Source organism: Nocardioides sp. (genome assembly GCF_031422975.1).
Taxonomy (GTDB): domain Bacteria; phylum Actinomycetota; class Actinomycetes; order Propionibacteriales; family Nocardioidaceae; genus Nocardioides.
Genome location: NZ_JANPEO010000104.1, coordinates 1 through 1898, shown reverse-complemented (window position 1 = coordinate 1898; position 1898 = coordinate 1). Strand labels below are relative to the sequence as shown.

Annotated in this window: 3 protein-coding genes; 1 reads left to right on the top strand and 2 read right to left on the bottom strand. The window is 70.1% G+C overall.

Annotated features, from left to right (window positions below; genetic code table 11):
• Both RMO85_RS03420 and RMO85_RS03415 read right to left on the bottom strand, forming a co-directional pair.
• The coding region (locus RMO85_RS03420; RefSeq protein ID WP_310526477.1) for a helix-turn-helix domain-containing protein at window positions 1-1017 on the bottom strand (1017 nt) is incomplete at its 3' end.
• A 117-nt stretch (window positions 1018-1134) separates the two neighbouring features.
• Window positions 1135-1299 (bottom strand): hypothetical protein, encoded by a 165-nt coding sequence (locus tag RMO85_RS03415; RefSeq protein WP_310526476.1) that lies wholly within the window; start codon window positions 1297-1299, stop codon window positions 1135-1137.
• Window positions 1300-1523: 224 nt separating this feature from the next.
• On the opposite strand from RMO85_RS03415, the gene RMO85_RS03410 reads away from it, so the two are divergent.
• The gene (locus RMO85_RS03410) at window positions 1524-1775 is read left to right on the top strand and encodes a DUF3072 domain-containing protein (protein WP_310526475.1); all 252 of its coding nucleotides are present in this window, start codon (window positions 1524-1526) and stop codon (window positions 1773-1775) included.
• The last annotated feature ends 123 nt before the right edge of the window (window positions 1776-1898 follow it).

Genomic DNA, 1898 nt, shown 5'->3' with positions numbered 1-1898 from the left:
GGCGAGCTCGATCTCGAGGAACTCGATGGGCACCCGGGTGATGGTGATGGAGGAGCTGGTGACAATCGCCGCGGCGAGCAGTGACATCGCCTCGATCGGGTCCTCGCTGGGGGAGTAGTCCACGTCGACATCGATCACGCGGCGACCGGTGACCTTCAGCGTCGTGGTGCCGATGCCCTCGACGTCGACGCCGAGCTTCTGGAGGAAGAAGCACAGGTCCTGGACCATGTAGTTGGGGGAGGCGTTGCGGATCACCGTGGTGCCCTCGTGCAGCGCGGCCGCCATCAGGGCGTTCTCGGTGACGGTGTCGCCGCGCTCGGTGAGCACGATCGGGCGCTGCGGTCCGACGGCACGGTTGACCTGCGCGTGGTACATCCCGTCGGTGGCCTTGACCTCGAGGCCGAAGGGACGCAAGGCCGACATGTGCGGCTCGACGGTGCGGGTGCCGAGGTTGCAGCCGCCGGCGTAGGGGAGGTCGAAGATCTCGCTGCGGTGCAGCAGCGGGCCGAGGAACATGATCACCGAGCGGGTCCGACGGGCGGCTGCCTCGTCGATGTTGCCCAGGTCGAGCTCAGCGGGCGGGATCACCTCGAGGTCGTGCCCGTTGAACCACCGCGTCTGCACGCCGAGGCTGTTGAGCACCTCGAGCAGCCGGTTGACCTCCTCGATCCGCGCGACCTTGCGCAGCGTCGTACGACCCCTGTTGAGCAGGGAGGCGCACAGCAGCGCGACGCCGGCGTTCTTCGACGTCTTGACGTCGATCGAGCCGGACAGGGTGGTGGGGCCGTCCACGCGCAGGTGCGTGGGGCCGGCGCCCAGGGCGACGATCTCGGAGTCGAGGGCCGCCCCGATGCGGGCGATCATTGCCAGCGAGAGGTTCTGGTGGCCGCGCTCGATGCGGTTGATGGCGCTCTGGCTGGTGCCGAGGGTCTCGGCGAGCTGCTGCTGCGTGAGCCCGCGGTGCTTGCGGGCGTCGCGGATCAGGTTGCCGATCCGGCCCTGGTAGTCCTCACTCATGGCGACCACGCTATCTCAGATATGAGATGAGGCCACCCCCGCACCGCACGTCGCCACCACGACGTCGATCGCCGCGATGGAGGCACTGATCGGCACCTGACCGCGCTCGGACTCGGCTCAGGCGGCGCGCGGGCCGGGCGTCAGGGCCGGTGGGCAGTCGCACTGGTCGCCGCAGGCGAGGTAGGTATGGCCGGCGTGGCCGCAGTGCGGGCACGGGCGGTCGTGCGACAGGTGCTCGCCGGCGCTCCGGGCGCCGGGGGTGTGCATCACTGTGTCCCACATGGTCGGACCTCCTTCCTGCAGATGAGACGGCGGGGGACGTCGACCGTGACGACGCGACCCACCTGAAAGATGACGAGGACCAGACATTTGATACCTCCGCCGCCACTCGTCGTCCCGGCCGGCCAGACCCGCCGCCGGTTCGGCCCGCCGGTTCGGCCCGCCGGTTCGGCCGCCGAATCTCGGGAGGGAGTGTGGAGGTGGGCGGCGGTGGGTACGGACGCGACATGACCGAATCGAACATGCCTTCGAACGACGTGATCGGCGCCGGCGCTCCGGGCAACTCCACCGAGAAGGACCCCGAGGACTGGGTGACCGGTGACGAGCCGATGACCGGCGCCCAGCGCAGCTATCTCGAGACCCTGGCCCGGGAGGCGGGGGAGACGCTCTCGGCCGACCTCACCAAGGCCGAGGCCTCCGAGCACATCGACCGGCTCCAGACAGCCACGGGGCGGGGCGGGGCCCAGTCGGCGGAGTGAGCCCGACCGCACCCGAGCGGGCTCATCTCAGGCAGTCGACCGGCCCGTGGCCCTCCTGCGCTCAGGTGGCACGCCTGGCCAACAGGGTGGAGTCGTCGATGTCCACCTGGACGCCGTCGCGGG

Excerpts from the sequence above, each read along its gene's own strand:
- RMO85_RS03415 (WP_310526476.1), bottom strand. The coding sequence starts at position 1,299 with ATGTGGGACACAGTGATGCACACCCCCGGCGCCCGGAGCGCCGGCGAG.
- RMO85_RS03410 (WP_310526475.1), top strand. The coding sequence starts at position 1,524 with ATGACCGAATCGAACATGCCTTCGAACGACGTGATCGGCGCCGGCGCT.